The organism is Streptomyces sp. NPDC007901, assembly GCF_042959465.1.
Classification (GTDB): Bacteria; Actinomycetota; Actinomycetes; order Streptomycetales; family Streptomycetaceae; genus Streptomyces.
The window spans coordinates 1-2849 of the sequence record NZ_JBIBKW010000084.1 but is presented as its reverse complement, the minus strand read 5'-3'; the positions used below and the strand labels follow the sequence as shown (position 1 = coordinate 2849).

2 protein-coding genes and 2 pseudogenes are annotated in these 2849 nt (G+C 65.6%); 3 read left to right on the top strand and 1 reads right to left on the bottom strand.

The window, feature by feature from the left end; translation table 11 throughout:
* Window positions 1–205 precede the first annotated feature (205 nt).
* Window positions 206–553: pseudogene (locus tag ACFZDK_RS55695) on the top strand (transposase); the annotation flags it as partial.
* Between the two features lie 101 nt (window positions 554–654).
* Window positions 655–933: pseudogene (locus tag ACFZDK_RS55690) on the top strand (transposase); the annotation flags it as partial.
* Between the two features lie 388 nt (window positions 934–1321).
* Here the strand turns inward: ACFZDK_RS55690 and ACFZDK_RS55685 are convergent.
* On the bottom strand, window positions 1322–1498 hold the full coding sequence (locus ACFZDK_RS55685) for a hypothetical protein (protein WP_390987061.1): 177 nt from the start codon (window positions 1496–1498) through the stop codon (window positions 1322–1324).
* 41 nt (window positions 1499–1539) lie between these two features.
* Here ACFZDK_RS55685 and ltrA point away from each other — a divergent pair, with 41 nt between their 5' ends.
* Complete coding sequence (ltrA, locus tag ACFZDK_RS55680) at window positions 1540–2835, top strand: group II intron reverse transcriptase/maturase (RefSeq protein WP_390987058.1); 1296 nt, start codon at window positions 1540–1542, stop codon at window positions 2833–2835.
* The last annotated feature ends 14 nt before the right edge of the window (window positions 2836–2849 follow it).

Sequence of the window (2849 nt, the reverse complement as noted above, 5' to 3'; positions counted from 1 at the left end):
GGAGGAATCGAGCAACTTCACGGCCGAATAGCGAGACAAGCTCGGGACCTCACCCTGCCCAAGCCTGCTCATCCACACATCTTGACAATTACTCCATGATGAGCGGGCATGCTCGGGTAGTTCCGATGACCGATGCAGCTGTCGAGGTGCTCGTAGGACTCCGTTAGGTCTGTGTGTTGACCTTGCTCAGGGGCACGGTGAGTGTGTGGACGCACATGAAGTGAACCGTGTTCGGGCGATGTTGGCCTTATTCGTGGCGGATGTGTTCGCCTCGGTGCCGCGGAAGGACCAGCGGACCAAGGGCGACTGCTATCTGCGGGGACTGATGATGGACGGTCGCCGAAAGTCCGTCCAGGCGATGGCCTCGCGGCTGCCGGACGGCAACGAGCAGAACCTGCAGCAGTTCGTGAACCAGTCCACGTGGGATCCGGTGCCGGTGCGTCGGCGGGTCGCCGAGCGGATGGTGCCGCAGATCGGCCCGGACGCCTGGGCGGTCGATGACGTGTCGTTCCCCAAGGACGGCCGGATGTCGGTCGGGGTGGCCTTCCAGTACTGATCCTGTTGGCGAAATCGTCAGGCTGCTGCGGGGAGCGCTTCGTTGGCGCGATGATGGGTTTGTCAGCTGCGGGGACAGCGTCATATGAGGTGATGACGATGTCGCTCCGTGCCCACGAGCCCCTTCCGGTACCGAACTTGACAGCACAAGTGGCACGGGCGGTCTTCCCGGACGGGTGCCTCGGCATGCGCCTGCGCGACGCTCTGGGGCCGGCCTTTCGCGACGACGACTTCACGGATCTGTTCCCGCGACGCGGACAGCCTGCCTTCTCACCGGGGCAGCTGGCCATGGTGTGCGTTCTGCAGTTCGTCGAGGGCCTGTCGGACCGACAGGCCGCGACCGCGGTCAGGGAGCGGATCGGATGGAAGTACGCACTCGTGCGCCACGAGGCGCCTCCATTCCGAGCGGGGGTGAAAGGACCCCGCCGCTGGCCTGTCGCAGCAGGTTAGTGCAGCTGAGGGCAGCCTGAACGCGGAGACGCGCGGGAGGGCGGTAAGCAGCCCTGACAACGCCGGGACGTATCGGCACTGCCAGACGGTGCGGGTCCGGCAAGCGAGACGAGAAGCCGTACGAGAGGAACCAGTGCCTGAAGCCCCGTAATACTTCCACCGGCTCGAATCTGGCAGATCTGGGCCGGGCGCAGTGCTCGCCACCTGGGATTGCGCTGGTGGCGTCTCCGAAGTCGGTTAAGAGTGCCGATCAGGAGGCCATGCCGAATGTCTGCGGCGTAGGCATGGCGATGCTGCCGGGGCACAGCTGGGCGGCTCACTCGACGATCGGATGGTGGTGAACGTGGGAAGCGGCCAGGTGCCGCCCTTCCCGTCCGGCAGCCAGCTGGACGGAGGGCAGGTTCGTCGTCGGCCGACGGCACCGGGTCGTGGCGGAGTCCTCGTAGTAGTCGGAGCGCGCGAGAGGTGCGTACGTGGCGAAGGAGGACAGCAAGTCAGCAGCGGAAGGACTGGAAGGCCAGGAGGGTGTCGCCGGTGAATACCGACGAGCTGGAGTACGTCCTGACCAGGGCGGAGCGCCGGGTACTGGAGATCCAGACGAAGCTGCACCGTTGGGCCCGCGAGGATTCTCATCGCAGGTTCGATGATCTGTTCAACATCGTTGCCGATCCTGCGTTCCTCCTGGTGGCGTGGGTTCGGGTGCGGGGCAACAAGGGAGCCCGCACGGCCGGAGTGGACGGCGAGACCGCCTACTACGTGGAGACCGTGCGGGGCGTCGAGAACTTCCTCGACGGACTGCGGAACTCGATCAAGGACCGTAGTTTCTGCCCGCTCCCGGTCCGGGAACGGATGATCCCGAAGGCGGGCGGCAAGAAGCGCCGTCTGGGGATCGCGACCGTCCGGGACCGGGTGGTGCAGGCGTCCCTGAAGCTGGTGCTGGAGCCGATCTTCGAGGCGGAATTCCTCCCGTGTTCCTACGGGTTCCGTCCGAACCACCGGGCTCATGACGCGGTGGCCGAGGTGCGTCATCTCACCTCTCACTCCTACGAGTGGGTCGTGGAGGGCGACATCAAGGCCTGTTTCGATGAGATCTCGCATCCGGCCCTGATGGACCGGGTCCGCACGCGCATCGGTGACAGACGTGTCCTGGCTCTGGTGAAGGCGTTCTTGAAGTCCGGGATTCTCGGCGAGGACCGGGTACTTCGGGAGACCAGCGCCGGAACCCCGCAAGGATCGATCCTCTCGCCGTTGCTCAGCAACGTGGCCCTGTCCGTCCTGGACGAGTACATCGCCCAGGGACCGGGCGGGCCTGCGAGTACCTTCAACGACCGGCAGAAGCGCCGTCGGCGCGGGCTGCCGAACTATCGGCTCGTCCGTTACGCGGACGACTGGTGCTTGGTCGTGTCGGGCACCAAGGCCGACGCGGAGGCACTGCGCGAGGAGATCACCGTGGTCCTCGCCGCGATGGGCCTACGCCTGTCGCAGGAGAAGACCCTGATCACCCATATCGACGATGGCCTCGACTTTCTCGGGTGGCGCATCCAGCGTCACCGCAAACGAGGCACCAACAAGCACTACGTCTACACCTATCCGGCCCGCAAGGCTCTCAAGGCCGTCACGGGCAAGGTCAAGACGCAGTGCCGCAGGACAGGCACGGATCTGCCGTTCGATGCCCTGCTCGTCTGTCTCAACCGGATGCTGCGGGGCTGGTGCGCCTACTTCCGGCCCGGGGTGTCCAGCACGGCCTTTGATGGCGTCCCTCGTCGTGGTGTACGGGATCAGCGGCTGGGAGTGCGCGGGCGTCTGCCCGGGGCGCACTTCCACGGGTGAGTTCCGCTCCCTGA